Source organism: Terrirubrum flagellatum, assembly GCF_022059845.1.
Lineage (GTDB): Bacteria > Pseudomonadota > Alphaproteobacteria > Rhizobiales > Beijerinckiaceae > Terrirubrum > Terrirubrum flagellatum.
Genome location: NZ_CP091851.1, coordinates 2472877 through 2493867 on the forward strand (window position 1 = coordinate 2472877; position 20991 = coordinate 2493867).

Here is a 20991-nt window from a genome sequence, read left to right on the forward strand (position 1 = left end):
CCGTTGAGGGGAGCGATATTGCAGCCAGGCAAGCACCCAATTGCTCGAGCGCGCAACCAGCACATTCATCTCATATGATATAGTCGGGCTGAATGGCCTCCTCGCGGATGAGCTTGCCGAGAATCTGGCCCTCCAGGCGAGCAAGCTCCGCCGCGCCGCGACGGCGAGGCCGCTTCAAATCGATTTGAACATCGAGAGCAACGCGGCCTTCGTCAATCATCACGATGCGATCGGCAAGCATGAGCGCTTCCGACACATCATGAGTGACGAGCACCGCCGTGAATTGCTGACTGCGCCAGACACGCTCCAGAAGAGTCTGCATCTCGATGCGGGTGAGCGCATCGAGGGCGCCCAGCGGCTCATCAAAGACCAGCAGTCGCGGCCGACTGACCAGCGCGCGAGCGAGCGCCACGCGCTGCTTCTGGCCGCCAGAGAGAACTGATGGCCATTCGTTCGCCTTGTCCGCAAGGCCGACGGCGCGCAGCGTTTCGAGGACGCGCAATTCAGCTCCGGCGTCCTTGCGCGCTGCGCCGAGGCCGACTTCGACATTGGCCAACGTTCGCGCCCAAGGCAGAAGCCGCGGCTCCTGAAACATGATGCGCGGCGTGGCGGCGCTATCCCCTTCTGTGAGCACGATCTCTCCAGAGGTCGCTTCGTCGAGCCCGGCCAGAATGCGCAGGAGCGTGCTCTTGCCACAACCGCTACGGCCGATGATAGCGATGAACTGTCCCGCCGGGATATCGAGATCAACCCCGCGTAGAACCTCTAGCGCGCCGAAGCGCTTCGTCAGACCGCGAATCGAAATCGCCTGTCCTTGCGGACTTGGCGCGCGCTCTTTGAACTGGGCTTCGAATTGCGCGGCGCGACCGGTCGCAAAAGCAACGCTCATGCTTGCCGCCTCAAGATTTTCGGAATGCGGGATGCCAGGATAACGACAGTCTTTCGAGAAGTCGCACGGTTGAGTCAGCGAGCTTGCCAAGCGCCGCGTAGATGACGATCGACAGGACGACCACGTCCACAAGCATGAACTCGCGTGCATTCATCGCCATGTAACCGATCCCGGAATTCGCGGCGATCGTCTCGGCCACAATCAGCGTCAGCCACATTACGCCAAGCGCATAGCGAACTCCGACGAAGATCGAAGGCAACGCGCCCGGCAGGATGACGCGCAGGAACAGTTCGAACGAATTCATGCCGTATGAGCGGCCCATCTCGACGAGTTGCGCATCGACGGTGCGCACGCCGTGGAAGGTATTGATGTAGATCGGGAAGAACACGCCGACTGAAGTGAGGAACAGCTTCGCCTCCTCTTCAATTCCGAACCACAGGATGACGAGCGGCACAAGCGCGAGATTGGGGATATTGCGGATCATCTGGATCGTCGTGTCGGTGAAGCGCTCCGAGAGCTTCGACAGTCCATTGAAGAGGCCGAGCCCAAAGGCGATCGCTCCGCCCAACAAAAAGCCCGACGCCGCGCGCTGGAAGCTGATCGCCAGATTCTGCGGAAGCTGACCGTTGAGCGTGAGCCGCCAGGCCGCAGCGATGACATCGCTCGGCGCCGGCAGGACATTCGCCGGGATGATTCCCAAACGCGAAGCAAGCTGCCAGAGCGCCAGAATGGCCACGGGCAGAATCCATGGGGTCATCCCGGAGCGAAGGAGATCGGCGCGGAGCTTCCGCGCGAAACCACGTAGATGGGTGCTATGGCCGCCAACCTTTCGGTCGGCGACCACAGACTGGATCATGCTGAGCTGGGAAATATCAGTCATGCCAATCACGACGCTGCCGCTGCGACGCGCGCGCCGGTTCCGCTTACGCCGAATTCCCCAATCTGCGTCGCGTGCGCGCCGTGACGCTCCGCGCCGATTCCCAGCGCAGGGAGAAGCAGTTCGGCGACCTTGTAGGCTTCTTCGAGATGAGGGTAGCCGGAGGCGATGATCGTCTCGACGCCAAGCGCCTGATATTCGCGCAACCGGCGTGCGACCGTTTCCGCCGAGCCCACAAGCGCTGTTCCCGCGCCGCCGCGGACGAGCCCGATGCCCGCCCAGAGGTTTGGCGCGATCTCGAGCTGATCGCGCCTGCCGCCATGCAGCGCGCTCATGCGCTTCTGGCCTTGCGAATCCGACTCCTCGGCGAATTTCTTCTGGGCCGCCGCAATCGCATGGTCAGGCAACCGGCTGATCAGCTTGTCGGCTGCGGCCCAGGCCTCCTCATCAGTGTCGCGCACGATGAGATGGATGCGGAGGCCGAAGCGCACTTTTCGGCCGTGGGCGGCGGCCCGAGCGCACACCCGATCGAGCTTCTCCTTCGCCTGCGCAGGAGGCTCGCCCCAAGTGAGATAGACGTCGACATGTTCGGCCGCGACCTCCACGGCCGGATCCGACGAGCCGCCGAACCAGATCGGCGGCGGTGTCTGCACAGGCGGGAAGTCGAGCCGCGCTCCTTTGACCTTGATATAGCGGCCGTCGAGATCGACTTTCTCGCCCGCCAGCAACCGCGCATAAACTGAAAGGAATTCGGATGTGTGCGCATAGCGCTCGTCATGCGACAGAAATATCCCGTCGCCCGCGAGTTCGCCGGGATTGCCGCCCGTAACGACATTCACGAGGAATCGGCCGCGGCTGATGCGATCAAGCGCCGCAGCCTGTCTTGCGGCTTGAGTCGGAGACTGGACGCCAGGCCGCAGCGCGACCAGAAAACGGAGGCGCTCGGTAAGCGGCGCCAGCGCGGCCGCCGTGATCCAGGGGTCGTCGCAACCCCGCCCCGTTGGCAAGAGCACGCCTTTGAAGCCTAGCCGATCCACCGCCTGCGCGATCTCTTTGAGATAGCGGAAGTCCGCAGGGCGATGGCCATCCGTGGTTCCGAGATAGGAACCATCGCCGCTGACCGGAATGAACCAGTAGACGTCGAGCGGCTTTGCGATCGAAGTCATCGCTGCTCTCCTCACTTGCTGTCGTTGCAGGAATCGAAATCAGACGCCTGATTTCCAGGACCAGACAATATCGCGGACGTTGATCGTCTTCGGGATCAGGCCGAGCTTGTAGAAGCGATCGGCGACGCGCTGCTGTTCATCGAGCACGCGATCATTCAGCGGAGCGATGACGAAGTCGCTGCGTGCGACGGATCGCTTCCACGGCTCGATGTCGAGGCCCGTCGCCGCGGCCTGAACGCTCGCCACTTCGTCGCGATGGGCGTCGGCCCAGCGTGCGACCTTCGCCAGCTCTTCATTGACGGCGGCGACAATATCAGGATGTTTGCCTGTGAATTCGCGATTGGCGAGGTAGAAGGAGTTCTGCGCAACGATGCCCTTGGCTGTCGAGAGAACGCGCACACCCGGCAACGTCTCCGCCAAAGCAAAGAACGGGTCCCAGATCACCCAGGCGTCGAGCGAGCCGCGCTCGAAAGCGGCGCGGGCGTCGGCCGGCGGTAGATAAACGGGCGTAAAATCACCATAGCCGAAGCCTGCTTTCTCGATCGCGGCGATCGTGAGATTGTGCGAACTCGACGCTTTCGCGAAACCAATCTTCTTGCCCTTCAAATCCTGCAGAGTCTGAATCGGCGAATTCGGCGGGACGAGGACGCCGGCGCCAGATCCCGCCGCTTCCTGTGTCGCGACATAGAGGAGATTGGCCTTCGCAGCCTGCGCGAAGATGGGCGGAGCGTCGCCGGTCGGACCATAATCGATGCTGCCGACGTTAAGCGCCTCCAGCAATGGCGGCCCAAACTGGAATTCGACCCATTTGATCTCGATTCCGAGCGGCTTGAAACGCCTCTCCAACACACCCTGTTGCTTCGCAATCAACAGGATGCCGTTTTTCTGGAAGCCTATCCGAAGTTCTTTGGGAGCAATTGTCTGCGCAGTCACACGGGTTCGAGTGAGCGACGCCCCGATCGAGATCGAACCGCCGAGGATGAATGATCTGCGTTTCATATGGGATATCTCCATTGATTTCAGGCGGCGGCGGGCAGCCGCAGGTCGGACAAGCGAGGCGAACGGGCAAGCGCCATGGCGACATCGCGCCGTCCATCGGCGAGAGCGCGCACAGCCTGCTGGAGTTGCGCGAGGCTTGCGAATTCACGGCCGTCCAGCGCATCGAACCGGCCGCCGGCGGAATAGAAGGTGAATCCACGATCGTCGCCTATCGCCAGGCCGACACCGGTTTCTCTGACTTCGATGATGTGAGCTTTGGACATGAATTTCCCGCCGCCGACGGCACGTCGGCGCTCCCGATGCATTGAGACGCGTTGACTCAGGCGCGAAGCGCGCCTGTCAGCTCACCGACATCGACAGGAAGATCGAAGGAGCAGGTCCGGGAGGGGAAGAAGCTTCATCGAAACAGGAATACGAAAGGTCATGGCGTCATTCCACATATGACGGAGCCCACGAATGCTTCCGTGGCGCTTTTAGCGTTGGTGACGCGGCGCAAGCTGCTCCAACAAATCCCGCGATCAGGGCAATCGCCTGATGTTCAAAAATTCTTTTATGGGCGCTAAAAAGTCAATCGAAGGGATTTCCGAAGTTTCGGCGCAAGAAAGCTGAACATTCTCTCCGTCCAGCCGCGATAAGCGGATTTCATCCGACTTGCGATGGCGTCAGCCCGCTCCCGCACCCGCTCGGGCCGCAAGCCCTGATCACGCCAGCCATCTCTCGTTCGGAATCTCATCCGAACGCCATCGACATCGAACCAGCCTGATCGATCAGACGAGGAGAGCCGCGCAAATCCACTCGCTTCGCCGTTGCTCTTCTATCACCTGTCGCACGGCTTCGCGTTCTTCGTCTCGCTCGTTTATTTCCGGCTCGCTCCAAAGCGCCTGATACGCCTGCTCTGCTTCCGTTGTGGAGCTCCAGCGAAAGTTGGCGATCAGCCATGAGAGCACATCAAGAAACATCGATACGCTCCGGGCTTCGTGGAACCAACGCCGACGATGATCACGTTTACTTGCATTGTTCGTCGAGCATCCGCGAATGTCGTCGCGATACGCTCACAGGTCAAAGAAATCACATTCTAAAGTTGCATCGCGCCGTAGACGAGAAATCTACTGCATCTCGTACAAATAGTTCACATCAGCTCGACAAGCACGCCAATTCATGAACTTGCTGGTCCAGCGCTCAGACCAATCTGCTTCCTTCGTCGCAAAACGAGTTCTCGAGCCTGCGTCATCTACTGGTCCGATTATTGGGCGTGAGAGCACAATCGGTGCAAGACCCTCCGGCGTCGCTATCGCTCAGGGCGCCCGAGACAAGCCCTGCGCGCTAGAAGCGCGCCACGGCCTCTGGAAAAACGATGAGCGCGGAATATGTACAGTCATCTGTTCTTTAGGGATCGCCCATGAGCGACGCTCGCCAGCTCCATCTTGGCGCTTTCATGCGCCCGATCAGCATTCATACGGGCGCGTGGCGTTATCCCGGCGCCTGGCCTGACGCCAATTTCAATTTTCACAAGATCAGAACGCTTGCGCGCAAGCTCGAGGCCGGAAAGTTTGACGCATTCTTCATGGCCGACCATCTCGCGGTGCTGAACATGCCGATCGAGGCCCTGAAGCGGAGCCATACGGTTACGTCCTTCGAGCCTTTCACTTTGCTGTCCGCCCTCGCCGGCGCCACGGAACGCATCGGTCTGGTCGCCACCGCTTCGACGACGTTCGACGCGCCTTTCCATATTGCTCGCCGGTTCGCCTCCCTCGACCATATCAGCGGCGGTCGCGCCGGCTGGAACATCGTCACGACCTCGAACCCCGATGCTGCGCTTAACTTCGGCCTCGATGAACATATGGAGCATGGCGAGCGTTACGCCCGCGCCCGGGAGTTTTACGACGTTGTGACCGGGCTCTGGGACAGTTTCGATGATGGCGCATTCACTCGCGATGTCGAGAGCGGTCTCTTCTTCGATCCCGCGAAAATGCATGTTCTTGATCACAAGGGCGCGCACCTGTCGGTCAGGGGTCCACTCAATATCGCTCGTCCCATCCAGGGATGGCCGGTCATTGTTCAGGCCGGCGCATCAGACGCCGGGCGACAACTGGCCGCTGAAACCGCCGAGATGATCTTCGCAGCCTCGGGATCGCTTGAAGCAGCCAAAGCCTTCTACGCCGATGTGAAGTCGCGCGCCGAACGGGCCGGCCGCAATCCTCGCCATCTCAAGATCCTTCCCGGCGCGCTGGTGGTGGTAGGGAACAGCGTCGATGAAGCGAAAGAGAAGCGCGCGCGGCTCGACAGCCTGGTCCATTATGACAACGCCCTCGCCTCCCTTTCGATTGCGCTCGGCCATGATGCGAGCGGCTTTGATCCGGACAAGCCTTTGCCGGAGATTCCGGAAACGAATGCAAGCAAGAGCGGACGAGAGCGAACCATTGCGCTGGCCCGCCGCGAGAATCTCACTGTGCGCCAGCTCGCTCAGCGCCTCGGCGGCTATGGCGGGTTGGCCTTCGTCGGCGCCCCCCGGACGATCGCCGATGAAATGGAGCGTTGGCTCGTCGAGGAGGGAAGCGATGGTTTCAACATCATGTTTCCCTATCTTCCGGCAGGGCTGGACGACTTTGTCGACCTCGTCGTGCCGGAGCTTCAGAAGCGCAAACTATTCAGGACAGACTATTCGGGACCGACGCTTCGTGATCATCTCGGGCTGCCCCGTCCGCCCAATCGCTTCTTCTCATAGGCGAAGATGCTGCAAGGCAAAGTTGTCGCTGGCAGCGGAGTGTCATTTGCGGCAGTTGGCGATCTACAAACCGAACTTCGCGTTCCGACCTGATCCGGACATCCGAGTCCCTGTGGCGGAAGGACAGAAACGGCCGCAAGCTCACGTTCGCTGAGATTCGGATAGCGAAAAAAGCGGACGCGGTCCGTTCGAAAATCAACAGCAGCAGTGATGAAGCGGCCGATTTGCACGCGGTGGCGCGCCACAGCCGCACACAGACGAAACTTGCTTTACACCACAGTCAAACGCGGCTCAGATCATCGAAATGGTTTCGGAAGGCGCGAGGACGCGGACGTGGCGACCGATGCATACCGACCAGCGGCAGACGAACAACCCGCCGAAACTGCGCTATTGCCGCCGTTTGTATCCCTCACTCCCACTCGATCGTTCTAAGGGATGGTAACGCGCTGATTTTTTAGCGCAAATTTTTTCTGTGCGCGACGAAGAACCGTCTCACCGATCCGTCAGAAACTCGCGCTCTTGAATTCAAACACCAATTTCGACGTTCCACGATTTGCTCGGTTTCAGCGACTATCGGTATCAATCGGTCGATTTTTTCTGACGGCCGCCGACCGAGCCGTCCCGGCAGTTCCCCAAAAGACCGTCACGAGGCTGTCTATCACATGAGTCCTTCGCGAGATTTTGCATTGGGCTGCGTAATCGATACAGCGATACACGCGACCAGCGCCATCAGCGACCTACTGCGCGTCAGTCGCGCGATATTGACAGCCCCGCGAGAAGCGGCGCGTAGGCGCGGAGCCTGCGGGATACGAACTCCGTGAAGAGCCGCACGCGCTTCGTCTTACGCGTCTCGCCCGGCGTGAGAAGCCAGAGCGTTGGGTGTGTTTTCAGATCGATACCCGGAACCCTCGCCAGTAGGCGATCGGCGTCTCCGACAAAACACGGCAGTCTGGTCATGCCGATCCCTTGCCGTGCCGCGGCGATCTGCGCGTCGGCGTCCGGCGTCCTGAACGGAATCCCTGTCGCACGAACCTCGCCCTCGTCGGCCCAGTCCGGAGCGCCATGACCGCCGATGACGATGAGCCGGATGGGACCCGGCGCGCCCGCGCGCCACGCGGCTAGTCGATCGCGGGACATATAGACGCCTGAGAACAGCTCCGGACCCTTCAGGCCATGGAGATTGAGCGGCAGGGTCTTGCGATCGGAGACGATGCGGATCGCGACGTCCGCCTCTCGGTTGGTCAGATTTGCCACCTCGCCTGTCGACACGATCTCCATCTCGATGTCCGGATACGCACCCGCAAAATCGGCGAGATCCGGCATGAGCAGGTGTGTCGCAAGGAACGGAGGCAGTGTCACCCGCAGGAGTCCGCGCACGCCCTGATCGAGCCCGAAGACACGCGTTTCCAGCTGGTGCGACGTCGCTTCCATCTGGTTCGCGAGCTCTAGGACCTCCTCGCCCGCAGGCGTCAGGCGATAGCCCGCGGGGAGCTTTTCGAACATCTGCGCACCGAGACGTTTCTCAAGCTGAGCGATGCGTCGCAGCACGGTCGCATGGTTCACCCCGAGGCGCTTGGCGGCGGTGCGCACTGATCCCCCGCGCGCGGTGGCAAGAAAGTAGCGAACGTCATCCCAGTCGATCATGGTGCATTCTCGCGCCGCGCAGTGCGCCTTCAAAGTCCGTTTCTAGCCTGCGGAACCGAAAAGTGCGAGCACAACGGGGCCGTCGGCCATCTTGCCGGTTCGTTTGCGCACCACCGCTGTGCGTGATTTCGCACTCATGGAACGATTTAGGCGACCCCATGTGGAAGGGCTCAGGGGACCTCCCCGACCACACACATCGAAGGATAGAAGGCTATGAAAAAGCTAGAGGGCAAGGTCGCCGTCATCACGGGTGGCAACAGCGGGATTGGCTTGGCAACGGCTAAACGCTTCGTGGATGAAGGTGCGCACGTCGTGATTACTAGCCGACGAGAGAAAGAGCTGAAAGAAGCCGCAGCCTTGATCGGGAGAAACGTCACTGCGGTCACGGGCGACGTAACGCGCCTGGAGGATTTGGACCGGCTCTATGCCGTCGTGAAGGAGAAACATGGTCACATCGACGTGCTCTTCGCGAATGCCGGCTGGGGTGAAGTCGCACCGCTTGTAGCGGCCACCGAAGCGCATTTCGACAAAACCTTCGACTTAAATGCGAAGGGAACGTTCTTCACAGTGCAGAAGTCCCTTCCCCTCTTCAGAGATGGAGGCTCGATCGTCCTGACCTCTTCAGTCGCGAACGTGAGGGGGGATGCAGCCTTTACCGCCTACGCCGCTGCCAAGGCAGCCGTGCGCTGCTTCGCTCGCGGCTGGACGATGGAGCTGAAGGATCGAAAGATTCGAGTGAATTCCATGAGTCCTGGCCCAATCGAAACTCCCGCTTTGGAGAAGGTGGGCCTCACCACTGAGCAGATGGAACAGGCGATCGCTCATTTCGCCTCGCAAGTTCCGCTCGGTCGCAGAGGTAAACCTGAGGAAATCGCAGCCGCCGTCTTGTTCCTCGCCTCCGATGAAAGCTCTTACATCACCGGCGTGGACCTCGCCGTCGATGGAGGCATGGCGCAGGTCTGACCCGGCATCACGTAAGATCGGAGAGTCTCCCGTGAGCACCGAGCAAAACGTCCAGACCGTGAAGGACTACTTCGCCGCGATCGGCCGCGGTGACAGGGAGGCTCTGCTGGCTCTGGTCGCCAAAGACATCGTGTGGACCATCCCAGGCAAGGACTGGCAGCTGACCGGAACGCACCGCGGACACGCGGGCCTGGTGAATTTGCTAGAGACCGCGTCCCGGTCACTGGAGACGTCGACGGAACCCCGGGAGTTCGTCGCCCAGAGAGACCGGGTGCTAGTGGTTGGCTTCGCAAGGGGGAAGGTCAAGGCTACGAACAAGCCGTTCGAGGATGACTGGATCTTCGCCATCACAGTTCGAGACGGCAAGCTGACCAGCATCCGGGAGTATGTCGACACCCAGGCCTTGGCGCGGGCCTCCGAGGCGGACCCGACGCCCTCGCCCAGCGACTCTGGAGCCGCACAACGAGCCTCGTGAGGCTTGCCAATGCGCCGAACGAGCCGTGGGACACCGTCTCGCGCGCCGCGCGCTCGTCGAACGCCCAACCGTAACGGAGATCCCGATGTACGATCAAGCCAAGCAATGCGAGTTGATCCGGTTCGCACGCGTCGATGCAGGCTCCACCGTCATCGACGTTTACCCGGGCGCCGGCGATTGGACCCGTATCTTCTCTGAGGTCGTGGGACCCGAAGGTCGGGTCTACAGCTTCGTGCCGGCCGAAGTCGCCCATTTCAAGAACGATCCGGTCGGCCTCATGCGGACGCTCGCGAAGGAGCCGGGCAGGGAGAACGTCGACGCCGTCTCGGCGAACCTCGTCGCGCTGACGGAGGTCACGCGGCCAGCGGATGTCCTGTGGCTGCACCTGTTCTATCACGATCTCCACACCGCGCTGATCAAGGACAGCGGCGCGACGGCGGACGCCTTCAATCGAGCCGTCTACGAACGGCTGAAGCCCGGCGGGTGCTATGTCATCGTAGACCACGCCGCTGCCGTCGGGGCAGGCACGAGCGAAGCGCAGTCGCTGCATCGGATCGATCCTGAATCCGTCCGCAAGGAGGTGGAGGCGGCCGGCTTCGTGCTGGACGCGGAAAGCATGATGCTCGCGAACAAGGACGATCCGCACTCGGTCAAGGTGTTCGATCCCTCAATCAAGGGCGAGACCGATCGCTTCGCCTATCGGTTTGTGAGGCATTAACAGTGAACCGTACGAGCGCATGCGGCGGTCCTCCGGTCCGAGCGCATATGACAGGAGTTGCATGATGCCAGCCCTTCTCGCTATCGGCGTAAGCCCTCGATACGAACATTCGACGTCTCGTAAACTCACGTCGCTTTTCGTTGAGAAGTGGCGGGCAGCACATCCGGGTGGACAAGTCGTTGAGCGGGATTTGGTGAAAACCCATCTGCCGTTCGTCGATCTCCCGTGGATCGGGGGGCGTTCACACCTCCGGATCAGCATTCGCTGGAGAGCGCCGCGGCCATCAAGATTTCCGACGACCTTGTCGCCGAGTTGCGGGCCGCTGATCGCATCGTCATCGGCACCCCGATGTACAATTTCTCCATCCCGGCTGTGCTGAAGGCCTACATCGACCATATTGTTCGAGTCGGTGTGACCGTCGTCGATAATGTTGGGCAGCTGACAGGCAAGAAGGCCACGATCATCTTGGCCAGCGGCGGCGACTTCAGCCCCGGTTCGCCGTTTGAAGGCTACAACCAAGCCAGTGGCTATCTGCGCCAAGTGCTGGGGTTCATCGGGATCACGGACCTGGACATCATCCTCGCCGGACGTGTGCGGGCCGGCTTGGCGGGCGAGACGGCGGTGGAAGAGTTCGGCGGCAAGGTCGGCCAGGCTGCCGCAGCTTAGACGTCGCCTGCAACGGAGCCTTCGATGAAGATCGGATTTATCGGCGCTGGTCGCATGGCCACAACCATCGGCCGGCATCTCGTCAACGCAGGCCACGAAATCGTCGTTTCCAGTTCGCGGGAACTGGAGGCGCTGGCTGGCTTCGTCGCGGACCTCGGTCCTGCCGCGAGCGCCGGCTCGAAACAGCAGGCGGCGGACAGCGAGATCGTGATCCTCGCCACCAACTGGGTGGATGCGCCCGGTGCGCTGGAGGGGATTGATTGGCGCGGACGCATATTGGTCGACGGGACCAACGCCCATATGGACGCAAAGCCCGACATCAGCGCCGAAGCCTTGGCGAGGTCAATCACTGCCCTGCAGGGAAGGACGTCGAGCGAGATCGTCGCTGGCATGGCTCCTGGTGCGCGGCTGGTGAAGTCGATCAGCAACATGCCAATGGCCTGGATCCAGGATTTTTCGCCGCAGAAGCCCAGGGCCGTCCTCTTCGTGTCAGGAGACGACGCGGAAGCCAAAGGGCTTGTGGTCGATGTCATCAATTCGACCGGGTTGGTGGCGCTCGATCTCGGCTCCCTCGCGGCCGGTGGCGCGATGCAGCAGCTCGGCGGTCCGCTGTCGGGACTGGAACTGCACTTCGTCCGCCGGATCTCGCGCCCGGCCTCGTCGGAGCAACGGCGCCAAACTTGATCAATCCACTCCTGGTTGTCGTGTTGTTCGAACACTCAAGAATCAGATCCGATGATTTGAGTTCGATCACAAGGCGAGGGTCTCGACACTGATCGAGATATCGCGCTCGAGAACCGAAGTCGGGCACACAGATGCCCAAAGGTCAACGAAGCAAGCGTCATGCATAATCTGGCCGTTCCGGAATCTATCAAGGATTGTCGAAGACGATCGATTGAGCCCGTCTCGCAGACCTATCCCAAACTATCCCGGACCCACGCTTTTCTACGACCCGTCACTCCACTCAATTGTCCGCAGCACAGCTAACACGTTGAAATTGCTCATGCAAAAATTCTCGCCCTCAAAGATTACCGTCAGCTGTACCGTCTCGAAGAGCTCGCTATTGATTTCATTGGCAAATTCCGGCGTTTCCGAGAAACGCTCTCTTCGCCATCTATCGATAGCATCGGACGTTTTGATCCCGCATCGAGACTGAGATGAGCATCAGTCATATGCGACCTTCCCAATGGCCTGGGCAAGCCAGGTTGGCAGCTGCGGTGCGACCGTCACGACCTCGCTGAACTCGATCGACGAGAGCGTGCGCTTCAATGTTCTCAAGGCAGTATCCGCACTCTCCGGTCCCAGCCAGGCCAACGCCCGGATCGCGGCGCCAGCAGGTCGGTCCGCAAAGACGAGTTGCCAGCGTGGGGCGTGTCGAAGCTCAACAACCTGCCTGCCGAAACTCATGGTCCGCGAACGCCCCGAGGTAAGATAGACCGACCGGACTGACACCTGCGTCGAGAGGCCGAAATTATTGGCTGCGGCAGCGCCGCTCGGGACGATGACCTCGCCCCGCTGCCTGGCAAACGCTTGGACTGCCTGCTCGACCGAGGGCGCCCTTGCACCGTATCGACCGATGACGGGATGAACATAGACACCGCGCCCCAATCGGATCAGCCGGCCACGCTCGGCGAGACGCGACAGCGCCTGATCCACCGCTGCGCGATTACCGAGATGGAGTAACCCCTTGGCGGACACGGCGGCGCCTTCGGGCAACCCTCCAGCATGTGCCATTATCTGTTCGGCTAGTTTCTGCATTGTGCTTCTTCTGTCAGAAATCTATGTCGTTTTCTGACATTTCTCAATAGCCGATATGCTGCCTTGGCGATTGGCGTTGAACGCCATCCCGCCAGCTGCGATCTCGTGTTTCCAGCCAGAGCTCGACGATCAATGTCGGGGGCACTTGCGCTGTCATCTCAACCTAAAATGGAGATGACCATGCCCAAAACTCCCGATCGCCTTCATATCCTGATGGCGCCATATGAAGACGGCAAACCTGCCGAACTACCGGAGCATGCCGGTCCGCCCACCGTTCTGACCGGGCTGACCCGGACAATCCGCCGACACGAATTGCGCATGGTCGTCCCGCTTGCGGATTCGACCATCTATGACATGGAAGTCAGAGGCGAATTCCCGCGCCGCTTCTATCTCACGCCGCGAAGCGTGGTGTGGGACCTCGGCGAGGTCGAGGCTTGGCTAAGACAGCGTCGGACGGACAGTGATGCTGGCCGCGTCAGAAAGGCGCCCTCACCTGACGTCCGCCTGCGCAGGAAGCGCCCGGTGAGAGAGTATTGAGCCCATCGGATAGATAGAGCCATCGCGCCGAATGGCGCGATGGCTTTCCAACAGCGATAGCCGCTGATCTCTCGCCAGTCATGAGCGAGGTCCAGCTGGAATTTTTAATCCGATGCGCTACATGACTATTTACATGGTCGTTGCCGACGAGCGTCCTGATCACTGGCGGCTCGTGCGGTTGTGAAATTTTGCACGAGAACCAAAGGCGATTGAGCTGCGGCCACCGCTGGACGCCCGTGTATCGTTGATGGCGACCAGCTTTCAGGCAAACTTCTTATAGTGGCCGGAAGCGGTCATCCAATCATACGCGTTGACCGTCTGTTCAGCGCCAATAGCTGACGTAGACTCATCGCACCGGAAGCAGACGTCCAGGAAACAGAAAGCGCATCCCGTTCAGATTCCAGGGTAGAGCGAACTAGAATTTCACGAGATCGCCGACGAGACGGCCATCGCTCTTCGTTTCAAATGGAACAATGAGCAACGTTCGCCCGGTATATAGTCTCGCAACGGCGTTGAGCGAGCAAAAGCGCCTATGCTTTTATTGCGATTTGATCCTTACGAAGCTTCGCCATTCAGTCTCTTTGATGGCGCCTCTAAAGTCGGTTTTGTTTCGCACGAGCGGGTCGGAAATCGCACGCGGTCCGCCATTTGGGGCTTGGTTTGGAGCTCTGGGCCGACACGCGGCGTTGCCCCTGACCTCGCCTCCGCCTGGACACAGGCGGCGAACGCCTGGGAGGATTGGAAGGAATGGATGCTCGGCGCAGACGACGCCATCGGAGGGTTGCGGCTCGCGGCCCACTGCGAAAGAAATAGCGCGCTGCGATATCGCGCAGAGATTGTCGGAACGATTATCCTTTCGCCCCCTGATATCAGCTGGCGCTTGGACGATCCAATCATCGGATTTTCGAAACGTGCTGACACCCTACCTGCGCGACAACTGGCTCTCGAACCGCGTCTTCAAAGTATTCATCCGACTAAGACCGCGGCTGTTTGAGTCCTTTGGTGAGGGCGGTGGTTTAACTGACCTTGGTGCGCTTGATCGCTGTTTTACGTGACCACCTTTTAGCGAGCGCTTCGAGCGCGGCGGCATGAACTGCGACATTGATGTCGTTGGGATCGAATGGCGCGCCGAGCCATTCAACGGATTCAGTATGGCGCTCATGTTTCGGATCAGCGATCGCCTCCACGAGCTCGCCATATCCCCAGGGTCCGCCGACGTCTTCGGGCGGACAACGACCTTTGGCGTCGATGAGGCGCGGATAGAGAACGCCCGGCATGGCGTCGACGATCCGCTCAATTTTGATCGTGTGCTCCCACCCGTCGCCGAAGTCATAGAGATATCGCAAGGTCTTCACGCCGACATCTTCGAGCACGTCGATGAGCTTAATCTTGCGCGCATCGAGCGGGCCGTCGCCCCAACTTGGATCGGGAATGCCCCAGCCGACATCGCCGGCGCGGATTTCATAGAGATGGCTGTTGGTCCAACCCATGGCGTCCTGCAATGCAAGATGCAGCCGGTCGAGACGGATTGTCACTGGAACTTCAAGGCGACGCAGAACCTGCGGCTCAACGTCGTCGAGCGTCACCTTGAGGTGGGCGATGGCGTCAGTCATGCCGCCAGCTTACGGCGCTCCTGATCCATCGCCCAGCGCCATGGCAATAATTCGCACAGCCGATTCTGCGGGATGTCGGCGATGCGCGCAAAGACATCGGCGAGCCATGCCTTCGGATCGACGTCGTTGAGGCGACAGGTCATGATGAGCGTCGCCATGACGGCGGCTCGCTCGGCTCCCCGGTCAGAGCCGGCGAACAACCAGGCTTTTCTTCCAAGGGCAAAACCGCGGAGCGCCCGTTCCGCCGCGTTATTCGTCAGGCAGATTCTCCCGTCATGGACGAAGCGGGCGAAGCCGTCCCAGCGATGAAGCATGTAATCGATCGGCTTGATGACGCCGGATGAGCGCGACAGCCTGCCGCGCTGCTCGCGCAGCCATGTTTCCAATTCCGCTAGCAGCGGCGCGCTCCTCTCCTGACGGATTTGCAGACGCTCGCCTGCGCTGAGCCCGTTGATCTCGCGCTCGATCTCGAACAACAGATCGATCCGGCGCACGGCCTCCAGCGCGATCGGTGAGATCGCTGTCGCCACGCGACCGCGCCGCGCGTTTTTGTCGATGTCGGCCAGTTCGAAGAAGCCTCTTCGGCTGTGCGCCCAGCAAAAGGCTGAAGTCAGCGGCTCGACCTTGCGGCCGGGATCGAAGAGCGCGTTGAAGCCGCTATAGGCGTCGGCCTGAAGGATGCCAGCGAAGCCTCGGAGATGGCGCGACGGATGTTCGCCGCGCCGATCGCGGGAGGCGTAATAGAGCGCCGCCGGCGGGTCTCGCCGCCAAACGGACGATCGTCGCGAACATAGGTCCAGATGCGGCCCGTGTCCGTCTTGCCCTTGGCCAGGATCGGGATTTTCGTATCGTCGCCGTGCAGCCTCTCGGCGGCGAGCACATGGGCTTCGATCAGATTAAAGATCGGCCGGCGACGAACACGCCGGCGCCAACCTGATCGGCCAGCGTCGAGACCGAGAGATCGATGCCCTCACATTTGAAGCGCTGGCTCTGCCGGTTTAGCGGCAGATGCTGCCCGAACTTGTCGAACAGAATCGTCGCCAGAAGCTGCGGCCCGATATAGCCCCTCGGAGTGGCGTAAAACGGCGCCGGCGGCTGCGTGATCGTCTCGCAGTCTCGACAGGAGAACTTCTCGCGCACCGTGTCGATCACTTTGAAGCGGCGTGGGATCTCCTCCAAAGTCGAGGTGACCGTTTCGCCAAGCTTCGACAAACGGTTCGATCCGCAGCACGGACACTCCGTCGGAGCCGGAAGCACGACGCGCTCCCGCTCGATGTCGTCAGGGAACGGTTTTCGCACCGGCCGCTTGCGCTCAAACGAACGAACCCTCTGCGTTTTCGCCGCGGCTTTCTCGGCCGCGAGTTCATCCTCGGTCGCCGCCGCCTCGAGCTCCTCCAGCTGCAATTCCAGCTGATCGAGCAATCGCGCCGACCGCTCCGAACGCGTCCCGTAAATCGTCCGCCGCAGCTTCTCGATCTCAAGCTTAAGATAAGCGATCAGCGCTTCCGTGCCCGACAGTTTCGCCTGCGCGTTGGCCGTTTCGGCGACCTTCGCCTCCGCCGCGTGGCGCGCCGCGCGCTCGGCGAGGATCATCGCGTGCGCGGCGGCGAGATCAGAAGGCAGCGGTCCAGCGGTGGAGTTCACACCGCGATGGAATCACATTCGCCGCCAAATTCAACGATAAACCCTCAACCAACGCTCGTTGGTCGCCAGGTTTCTTGCGGGTTTCGCCAATCGATCCCTGACAATAGATAACTCATCTGCGCCTGTGAGATCGACACCGCGCCGTCCGCCAAAGACGGCCACAAAAAGCGCTTCTTCTCCAATTTTTTCGTGAACAGGCATGCGCCCTGACCATCGTGCCAAATCACCTTCAGCAAATCGCCTCTGCGCCCGCGAAAGCAAAATAAATGACCGCTTAGCGGATCCTTGCGCAACACTTCCTGCACCTGCAGCGACAAGGACGCAAAGCCTTTTCGCATGTCGGTGTGGCCAGTCGCTAACCACACCCGTACACCCGTCGGAATCCCAATCATCGCCGATCGAGTACCGCGACGATCCGACCAAGCGCCTCGACGTCGACGCCCGTATCGACAATCACACGCCGCCCGTTCGTCAGCACGATCTCAAGCCGCGACGCGCCAGCATTCGCGTGCTCGACGGCTGGCGCGGCTTCCAACGGCGTAGCGGGCTCCTCCCCAGCGATGACTGCCGGAACAAAAGTCGTCTCGGAATCGCGCCGCTCAATGCCGAGGCCCCGACGCCATGTCACGAGCAGCGAGCGCGAGACGCCGTGACGGCGCGCCGTCGCCGACACCAACCGCGGACCGGACATGCTCTCCAGAACGATCCGCGCTTTCTCTTCATCAGACCAGCGCCGCCGCCGGCCCGTGTCCACGACCTCAAGCCGCTTGGGCGCACTGTTCGTATGGCTGGCCATACGTACTGTTCTCAACGATCAGCCCAATCATCCGCAAGGCGTCTCTCGTCGGATGCGTACTCTTCAAACCCTACGACGATATAACTTCGCCCACTGCCCCCACGCTTGGAACCGTCTTATCGATAAGCCATGGCGCATCATGCCCATCGGACTACGCGACTGGGCTCATCGGCGCTGATCAGTGAGGGATGGTATTAAGCCTGACGCACTGGATTGGATGCGTCCGCGACATTCCGCGCCAGGAATGCGTGAATCTGCGCGATAACGGCGGCGCCTTCGCCGACGGCTGCGGCGACCCGTTTGGTCGAGCCGGCGCGTGTATCTCCGACGGCAAATATGCCTGGGCGGCTCGTTTCCAGTGGAAGCCGCTCACCGTCACCGGCGCGTTCCCCTGTGAGAACGAAACCTGTTCGATCGAGCGCCACACATCCATCGAGCCAGTCTGTATTGGGATCGGCGCCAATGAAGAGGAAGAGATGGCGCGATCTGTGCTCTCGGACCGCGCCGGTTAGCCTGTCCCGAAACAGCGCTCCGGTAAGGCCTGTCGCCCGGTCGCCGTACAAATCGGCGATCTCGCTGTCGACATGGAGTTCGACATTGGGCAACGCCGCGATCCGATCGATCAGGTATCGGGACATGGTCTGTTCGAGGGGGCGGCGCACCACCAGGTGCAGGCGCCTGACCTGCGGCGCGAGATAGGCGACGGCCTGGCCTGCTGAGTTTCCTCCGCCGACCAAGACGACATCCTCGCCGGCGCAAAGTCGCGCCTCGACGGGCGATGCCCAGTAGGAAACGCCGGCCCCCTCCAGCTCTTCGATGTTGGGAATGTCGGGCCGCCGGTAGCGCGCTCCCGAAGCAACCACAACGGTCCGCGACCGCGCAATGCCGCCATCGCTGAGCTCAAGTGTGAATGGGACTTCCGCATCCGCGCCGTGACAGCGGAGCGCTTCCACGGTCAGCGGAATTGCGAGCTCAGCGCCGAATTTCGCCGCTTGATTGAAGGCCCGACCGGCGAGCGCTTGTCCGGATATGCCGGTCGGGAAGCCGAGATAGTTCTCGATCCGGGAGGATGCGCCCGCCTGGCCGCCGAAAGCGCGGCTGTCCAGGACCAGGACGGACAACCCTTCGGATGCGCCATAGACGGCAGTGGCCAGCCCAGCCGGCCCCGCACCAATGACCGCCACATCATAGACCTTGCCCGGGTCGAGATCTGGTGTGATGCCGAGACAGGACGCGGCATCCGCATTGCTCGGGCGTCTGAGCACCGTGCCGTTCGGACAGATCATCAGCGGTAGATCTTCGGGGGCGACGCCGAGCCGTTCGACCAGTTCGCGCCCCTCGGCCTCGCATGCTGCGATGACGGTATGTGGGTAACCGTTGCGGGTGAGAAATCCCGACAACTCGACGATGCCGGGATCATCCCGGCGTCCGATCAGGATCGATCCTGCGCCGCCGGTCTGCCCCGCCTCGATCAGCATGACGCGCCGGAGAATGAAGGCGCGCATGATCGTTTCACCGACATCCGCTGATCCGATGACGAGTGCGCGCAGATGCGGCGCATCAAAGGGTATCGCGACTGCGCCGGCGTCACCTGCCACGACCGACATGAGGGATGGACGGCCCGAGAGCTGATTGGTCTCGCCAGTGAACTGGCCGGGGCCGTAAGTGGTGACCAGCGACGACTGTCCGGCTGCGCTGCGCCGGATTGCGTCAGCCGAGCCGTCAAGGATCAACCAGGAAGGAGCGTTACGGTCGCCAATCTCGTAGACGACGTCGCGAGGCCCGAAGCGGTGCGGTGCGCCACTCGCGAAACGACGCGCCGTCGAAATTTGAAGGGCAGATAATGTCGGAAAAACCTGCTCTCGCCGAGAGTCGCCGATCGCCACGTGGTGAACCTCCGCGTCACACTGTGCCAGTTTTCGTACACGACACCATTCGACCAGGTGAGGAGCCTCATCGCAATCAAGCAGGCGCCAGCTGAGGCTCCCTCCGCGAGGTCAGCGCGAATACCAAGAGGCCCAGCAAGGTCAGGCCGAAGCCCGCCCATACCGCGGGTAGCAGACCATATCTGGCCGCAATCATTACACTGCCCGCCCAAGCGCCGACGGCGTTGGCGACCTTGAGCGCGGCAAGGCGCATGACTTGGCCATCCCAGCTGTCTGCGCTTAGCGGCCATCCGTGGCAGAGCACGACCGCCTCGCCATCGAGCGGCCTCCTGTCCTTGATATAGATCGAGACATGATCACGCGTATAGAAGGTCGCCATATCTCGTCGCGACGCTCTTGATCGAGCCGATGCGCTCTGAATTTCTTCGCTCACGACACGTCTCCTTAAGTAGGGATGAACTCTGCTAGGCCGCGCGCACGATGCGTGGGTCGAGTGTCAGCGCCGTCCGTTCGGCGAGGTCTCCGACGCGCTTGAGATAGTCCTTGAAATGGAGCGTCCCGCGGTGGAAGAGCGCGGCCGCGTTGTCCGCGTAGAGTTCGTCGAGAACGAAACGCTTGGCCCCGTCTTGCTCCTGCCAGACATCCCAGCGGAGATTACCCGGCTCGGCCCGACTCGCCGCCGCCAGGCGTTCAAGTAAAGCGAGCAACTCTTCAGTTTTGCCAGCGCGGGGTGCCAGCATCGCCACAATTTTGACGGGGTCAGACATGGGACCTCTCCGCTGACGACTGGCAGTCGCTCAAACCGATTGGTGGAGTCAGGCTGCCATCGCGCGCGTAAGGCCAAGGGCCGCGACCAGTTCTTTCGCCAATGGTCCAGCGGAAGCGGGATTCTGGCCCGTGATCAGTCGACCGTCGACGACGACATGGGGTTGCCAGTTGGCTACTGACGAGTAAACCGCGCCCTCGGCCGTCAACGCGTCCTCGAGTTCGTACGGCACGTCCTCGCGAGCATAATCGTATTCCTCTTTCTTCGAGAACGAGGTGAGCTTCTTGCCGCGCACGAACGGCACTCCATCGCCGAGGCCTACGCCCAGGAGAGCGCACGGCCCGTGACACACTGCGGTCACGAGCTTGCCCGTCGTCCATGCGCGCACGATCGCCCTTTGGACGTCGGCATTGCGCTGGATATCGACCATGGGTCCGAGCCCGCCTGGCACCAGGATGGCGTCATAATCCGCAGCATCCACTTCGGACAATTTGCGGCTGTGATTCAGCCGGCGAAACGCCTTGCTCTCGAGAAACGCCTTCTCAGCAGGGTCTTTCTCATCGTACGCATCATACGGCGTCCATCCGCCAGCGGGCGATGCAAACTCGACCGCGACGCCTGCCTTGTCGAGCACGTCGAAAGGATGCGCGACCTCCGCGAAAAAGAAGCCCGTCTTGCGATTGTGCGGACCGATCACCGATGCGTTGGTGACAATGAACAGGACATGCTTGGTCATGGTTCTCTCCTTGATTGACTGATGATGCGTAGTCCGAAAATTATCCAATCTCGCCGTTACGGCCTTTTCGGTTCTCGCCTCCGACAGTGCCAGAGGACGTTTTCATATATTCCATAGGCGCGAAATCGCCTTC

Annotated in this window: 22 protein-coding genes and 2 pseudogenes; 9 read left to right on the plus strand and 15 right to left on the minus strand. The window is 61.1% G+C overall.

Going from position 1 to position 20991, the window contains the following annotated elements; translation table 11 throughout:
- Positions 1-70: 70 nt before the first annotated feature.
- The 4 genes from L8F45_RS11990 to L8F45_RS12005 all read right to left on the minus strand — a co-directional run bounded on the left by L8F45_RS11990 (position 71) and on the right by L8F45_RS12005 (position 3931).
- Positions 71-889 (minus strand): ATP-binding cassette domain-containing protein, encoded by an 819-nt coding sequence (locus L8F45_RS11990; protein WP_342363101.1) that lies wholly within the window; start codon positions 887-889, stop codon positions 71-73.
- A gap of 10 nt (positions 890-899) precedes the next feature.
- Complete coding sequence (gene ssuC / locus L8F45_RS11995) at positions 900-1646, minus strand: aliphatic sulfonate ABC transporter permease SsuC (RefSeq protein ID WP_342363425.1); 747 nt, start codon at positions 1644-1646, stop codon at positions 900-902.
- A gap of 128 nt (positions 1647-1774) precedes the next feature.
- Positions 1775-2932 (minus strand): FMNH2-dependent alkanesulfonate monooxygenase, encoded by a 1158-nt coding sequence (gene ssuD, locus L8F45_RS12000; RefSeq protein ID WP_342363102.1) that lies wholly within the window; start codon positions 2930-2932, stop codon positions 1775-1777.
- Between the two features lie 39 nt (positions 2933-2971).
- Positions 2972-3931 carry a sulfonate ABC transporter substrate-binding protein gene (locus L8F45_RS12005; protein WP_342363103.1) on the minus strand — a complete coding sequence of 320 codons (960 nt, stop codon included), beginning with the start codon at positions 3929-3931 and terminating at the stop codon, positions 2972-2974.
- Between the two features lie 14 nt (positions 3932-3945).
- Here L8F45_RS12005 and L8F45_RS12010 point away from each other — a divergent pair, with 14 nt between their 5' ends.
- Positions 3946-4239: a hypothetical protein gene (locus L8F45_RS12010; protein WP_342363104.1), complete on the plus strand. Its 294-nt coding sequence runs from the start codon at positions 3946-3948 to the stop codon at positions 4237-4239.
- A 459-nt stretch (positions 4240-4698) separates the two neighbouring features.
- Here L8F45_RS12010 and L8F45_RS12015 read toward each other — a convergent pair whose 3' ends face one another.
- The gene (locus L8F45_RS12015) at positions 4699-4890 is read right to left on the minus strand and encodes a hypothetical protein (RefSeq protein WP_342363105.1); all 192 of its coding nucleotides are present in this window, start codon (positions 4888-4890) and stop codon (positions 4699-4701) included.
- A gap of 440 nt (positions 4891-5330) precedes the next feature.
- Between L8F45_RS12015 and L8F45_RS12020 the strand changes: the two genes are divergently transcribed.
- On the plus strand, positions 5331-6656 hold the full coding sequence (locus L8F45_RS12020) for an LLM class flavin-dependent oxidoreductase (protein WP_342363106.1): 1326 nt from the start codon (positions 5331-5333) through the stop codon (positions 6654-6656).
- Positions 6657-7403: 747 nt separating this feature from the next.
- Here L8F45_RS12020 and L8F45_RS12025 read toward each other — a convergent pair.
- Positions 7404-8300 carry a LysR family transcriptional regulator gene (locus tag L8F45_RS12025; protein ID WP_342363107.1) on the minus strand — a complete coding sequence of 299 codons (897 nt, stop codon included), beginning with the start codon at positions 8298-8300 and terminating at the stop codon, positions 7404-7406.
- A gap of 213 nt (positions 8301-8513) precedes the next feature.
- Between L8F45_RS12025 and L8F45_RS12030 the strand changes: the two genes are divergently transcribed.
- From L8F45_RS12030 to L8F45_RS12050, 6 genes and pseudogenes are all read left to right on the plus strand, one after another.
- Positions 8514-9263 carry an SDR family NAD(P)-dependent oxidoreductase gene (locus L8F45_RS12030; protein ID WP_342363108.1) on the plus strand — a complete coding sequence of 250 codons (750 nt, stop codon included), beginning with the start codon at positions 8514-8516 and terminating at the stop codon, positions 9261-9263.
- 31 nt (positions 9264-9294) lie between these two features.
- On the plus strand, positions 9295-9738 hold the full coding sequence (locus tag L8F45_RS12035; RefSeq protein WP_342363109.1) for a nuclear transport factor 2 family protein: 444 nt from the start codon (positions 9295-9297) through the stop codon (positions 9736-9738).
- Positions 9739-9823: 85 nt separating this feature from the next.
- On the plus strand, positions 9824-10456 hold the full coding sequence (locus tag L8F45_RS12040) for a class I SAM-dependent methyltransferase (RefSeq protein WP_342363110.1): 633 nt from the start codon (positions 9824-9826) through the stop codon (positions 10454-10456).
- 64 nt (positions 10457-10520) lie between these two features.
- Positions 10521-10631: pseudogene (locus tag L8F45_RS30845) on the plus strand (FMN-dependent NADH-azoreductase); the annotation flags it as partial.
- A 50-nt stretch (positions 10632-10681) separates the two neighbouring features.
- Positions 10682-11122, plus strand: a complete 441-nt coding sequence (locus tag L8F45_RS12045; protein WP_342363111.1) for an FMN-dependent NADH-azoreductase — start codon at positions 10682-10684, stop codon at positions 11120-11122.
- Between the two features lie 24 nt (positions 11123-11146).
- Entirely contained in the window at positions 11147-11806 is a 660-nt protein-coding gene (locus L8F45_RS12050; protein WP_342363112.1) for an NADPH-dependent F420 reductase, read from the plus strand.
- A gap of 480 nt (positions 11807-12286) precedes the next feature.
- Here the strand turns inward: L8F45_RS12050 and L8F45_RS12055 are convergent, their stop codons facing one another.
- Entirely contained in the window at positions 12287-12880 is a 594-nt protein-coding gene (locus L8F45_RS12055) for a DUF6088 family protein (RefSeq protein WP_342363113.1), read from the minus strand.
- Between the two features lie 180 nt (positions 12881-13060).
- Between L8F45_RS12055 and L8F45_RS30850 the strand changes: the two genes are divergently transcribed.
- Positions 13061-13417, plus strand: a complete 357-nt coding sequence (locus tag L8F45_RS30850) for a helix-turn-helix transcriptional regulator (protein ID WP_425330001.1) — start codon at positions 13061-13063, stop codon at positions 13415-13417.
- A 1016-nt stretch (positions 13418-14433) separates the two neighbouring features.
- Here the strand turns inward: L8F45_RS30850 and L8F45_RS12065 are convergent.
- The 8 genes and pseudogenes from L8F45_RS12065 to L8F45_RS12100 form a co-directional block, all read right to left on the minus strand.
- Positions 14434-15030, minus strand: a complete 597-nt coding sequence (locus L8F45_RS12065) for a plasmid pRiA4b ORF-3 family protein (protein ID WP_342359598.1) — start codon at positions 15028-15030, stop codon at positions 14434-14436.
- A pseudogene (gene tnpC, locus L8F45_RS12070) lies at positions 15027-16623 on the minus strand (IS66 family transposase). The gene L8F45_RS12065 and the pseudogene tnpC overlap by 4 nt, the downstream one beginning before the upstream one ends.
- A 95-nt stretch (positions 16624-16718) precedes the next feature.
- Positions 16719-17066: an IS66 family insertion sequence element accessory protein TnpB gene (gene tnpB, locus L8F45_RS12075; protein ID WP_342363114.1), complete on the minus strand. Its 348-nt coding sequence runs from the start codon at positions 17064-17066 to the stop codon at positions 16719-16721.
- Positions 17063-17470, minus strand: coding sequence for an IS66-like element accessory protein TnpA (gene tnpA, locus L8F45_RS12080; RefSeq protein WP_342363115.1), 408 nt, complete (start codon positions 17468-17470; stop codon positions 17063-17065). Before tnpA ends, tnpB begins: the two co-directional genes overlap by 4 nt.
- A gap of 194 nt (positions 17471-17664) precedes the next feature.
- Complete coding sequence (locus L8F45_RS12085; RefSeq protein ID WP_342363116.1) at positions 17665-19356, minus strand: FAD-dependent oxidoreductase; 1692 nt, start codon at positions 19354-19356, stop codon at positions 17665-17667.
- Positions 19357-19432: 76 nt separating this feature from the next.
- Positions 19433-19735, minus strand: coding sequence for an alpha/beta fold hydrolase (locus tag L8F45_RS12090; protein ID WP_342363117.1), 303 nt, complete (start codon positions 19733-19735; stop codon positions 19433-19435).
- 85 nt (positions 19736-19820) lie between these two features.
- Positions 19821-20123, minus strand: coding sequence for a putative quinol monooxygenase (locus tag L8F45_RS12095; RefSeq protein WP_342363118.1), 303 nt, complete (start codon positions 20121-20123; stop codon positions 19821-19823).
- A gap of 48 nt (positions 20124-20171) precedes the next feature.
- Positions 20172-20858, minus strand: a complete 687-nt coding sequence (locus L8F45_RS12100) for a type 1 glutamine amidotransferase domain-containing protein (RefSeq protein WP_342363119.1) — start codon at positions 20856-20858, stop codon at positions 20172-20174.
- Positions 20859-20991: the final 133 nt, after the last annotated feature.

Coding starts and splice junctions, on each gene's coding strand:
- L8F45_RS12040 (WP_342363110.1), top strand. CDS start 9,824: ATGTACGATCAAGCCAAGCAATGCGAGTTGATCCGGTTCGCACGCGTC.
- L8F45_RS12090 (WP_342363117.1), bottom strand. CDS start 19,735: ATGGCGACCTTCTATACGCGTGATCATGTCTCGATCTATATCAAGGAC.
- L8F45_RS12100 (WP_342363119.1), bottom strand. CDS start 20,858: ATGACCAAGCATGTCCTGTTCATTGTCACCAACGCATCGGTGATCGGT.
- ssuD (WP_342363102.1), bottom strand. CDS start 2,932: ATGACTTCGATCGCAAAGCCGCTCGACGTCTACTGGTTCATTCCGGTC.
- ssuC (WP_342363425.1), bottom strand. CDS start 1,646: ATGACCCCATGGATTCTGCCCGTGGCCATTCTGGCGCTCTGGCAGCTT.
- L8F45_RS12050 (WP_342363112.1), top strand. CDS start 11,147: ATGAAGATCGGATTTATCGGCGCTGGTCGCATGGCCACAACCATCGGC.
- L8F45_RS12015 (WP_342363105.1), bottom strand. CDS start 4,890: ATGTTTCTTGATGTGCTCTCATGGCTGATCGCCAACTTTCGCTGGAGC.
- L8F45_RS12055 (WP_342363113.1), bottom strand. CDS start 12,880: ATGCAGAAACTAGCCGAACAGATAATGGCACATGCTGGAGGGTTGCCC.
- L8F45_RS11990 (WP_342363101.1), bottom strand. CDS start 889: ATGAGCGTTGCTTTTGCGACCGGTCGCGCCGCGCAATTCGAAGCCCAG.
- L8F45_RS12025 (WP_342363107.1), bottom strand. CDS start 8,300: ATGATCGACTGGGATGACGTTCGCTACTTTCTTGCCACCGCGCGCGGG.
- L8F45_RS12005 (WP_342363103.1), bottom strand. CDS start 3,931: ATGAAACGCAGATCATTCATCCTCGGCGGTTCGATCTCGATCGGGGCG.
- tnpB (WP_342363114.1), bottom strand. CDS start 17,066: ATGATTGGGATTCCGACGGGTGTACGGGTGTGGTTAGCGACTGGCCAC.
- L8F45_RS12065 (WP_342359598.1), bottom strand. CDS start 15,030: ATGACTGACGCCATCGCCCACCTCAAGGTGACGCTCGACGACGTTGAG.
- L8F45_RS12020 (WP_342363106.1), top strand. CDS start 5,331: ATGAGCGACGCTCGCCAGCTCCATCTTGGCGCTTTCATGCGCCCGATC.
- L8F45_RS12030 (WP_342363108.1), top strand. CDS start 8,514: ATGAAAAAGCTAGAGGGCAAGGTCGCCGTCATCACGGGTGGCAACAGC.
- L8F45_RS12095 (WP_342363118.1), bottom strand. CDS start 20,123: ATGTCTGACCCCGTCAAAATTGTGGCGATGCTGGCACCCCGCGCTGGC.
- tnpA (WP_342363115.1), bottom strand. CDS start 17,470: ATGGCCAGCCATACGAACAGTGCGCCCAAGCGGCTTGAGGTCGTGGAC.
- L8F45_RS30850 (WP_425330001.1), top strand. CDS start 13,061: ATGCCCAAAACTCCCGATCGCCTTCATATCCTGATGGCGCCATATGAA.